Annotated in this window: 1 protein-coding gene; it reads right to left on the reverse strand. The window is 47.2% G+C overall.

Annotated elements, in window-relative coordinates; genetic code table 11:
* Positions 1 to 60: 60 nt before the first annotated feature.
* Positions 61 to 1286, reverse strand: a 1226-nt coding sequence (locus NIE88_RS22030; RefSeq protein WP_253065701.1) for an ISAs1 family transposase, incomplete at its 5' end; no start/stop codon positions are given.

Raw genomic sequence — 1286 nt, forward strand, 5'->3', positions numbered from 1 at the left:
CAGGGCAAACGCATTAGAAATTCTGACTACTCACGTGCTACAATGAATGCAACAAATCAATCATGAATGATCCGAGAGACGGTAAGCCAGCGCAAGCACCGTTTTTAAATAGGGAAAATCAAAGCCTGCTTTGAGTCGTTTTCCTCGAATACTTCGCTTGCTCGTTGTCTCCTGCTTCAATAAATTAACCACGCATCGGCGCATCAGAGCCATATTCTGTGCACTATTCTTCAGACGCATGCGTTGCTCGTCCTCTCGGAATGTCACATCCAGCACATGGTGAAGTCCATTTTCAATTTGCCAATGCTGGCGCACGGCTTTGGCGAACGTTTTCGCATCGCTGGGAAGTGAAGACAGATAAAACCGGTGTTCCACGCTGACTCGATCACCAATCTGCCGTTCAGATTCAACCATACCGATACTTTTGAGACCGTTCCATTCCTCTTTTTGATTCAAAAAATCAATGGCGTCAGTCGTCCAGTACCGACGGATATCGATGCGGCCATGCCCTTTTTCGACCTGTTTATAGGAACTGTGCGGGATGTCCTTAAAAGCGTTTTTTTGTGCGTCTTCCATGTACAGTTGAACGTCTTCATGGAGCGAAGACTGGTTGCCTTTCAGCGCTAGTACGTAATCCGCTTTGTTCTCTTTGATCTTGGCGGCAATGTCTTTCTGGCAACCCATGGCGTCAATCGTGACCACGCAACCTTTGAGATTCAGCAGGTCAAGCAAGTCGGGAATAACGGTGATTTCATTCGTTTTTCCCTCCACTTTTTGTTGAGCGAGTACGGCCTTTTGTTCGGTCGCCCAGGCACATAGGGTGTGAATGGCGCGCTTGTTACCCGCACGATGATGAGAACCACGCAGTGTTTTTCCATCAATGGCCACCACTTCGCCCTGAGTCAGCGTGTAGACGTCCGCTGTCCAATTCATGAAGCGACGTTCAACAGCCTCAGGATCAAGCAAAGAAAAGACGCGGGCAAAGGTATCATGAGAGGGGATCCCGTTGGGTAACTCAAGGAAGCTTTCGAACCATTCCTTACGCGCGTAGCCGAATTCTTCCATATCGGTAAACGAGTCAATCGCACAAATGGTCGCGGTTAACGCAATAGTCAGGACATCAATCAAGTGATGGCGCAAATGATTTCCGCTACGCGGATCAGGAATATCACTCAGATGGTCAATGAGGTGCTTAGGCATGGCAATAATTCTCCTTAAAAACGTTCTTTTTTCATAGTGTACCGTTTTTAGGAAGAATTTTCTAATTTTTAAATGCGTTTGCCCTG

The sequence above is a fragment of the Sporolactobacillus shoreicorticis genome, from assembly GCF_024125445.1.
GTDB lineage: Bacteria > Bacillota > Bacilli > Bacillales > Sporolactobacillaceae > Sporolactobacillus > Sporolactobacillus shoreicorticis.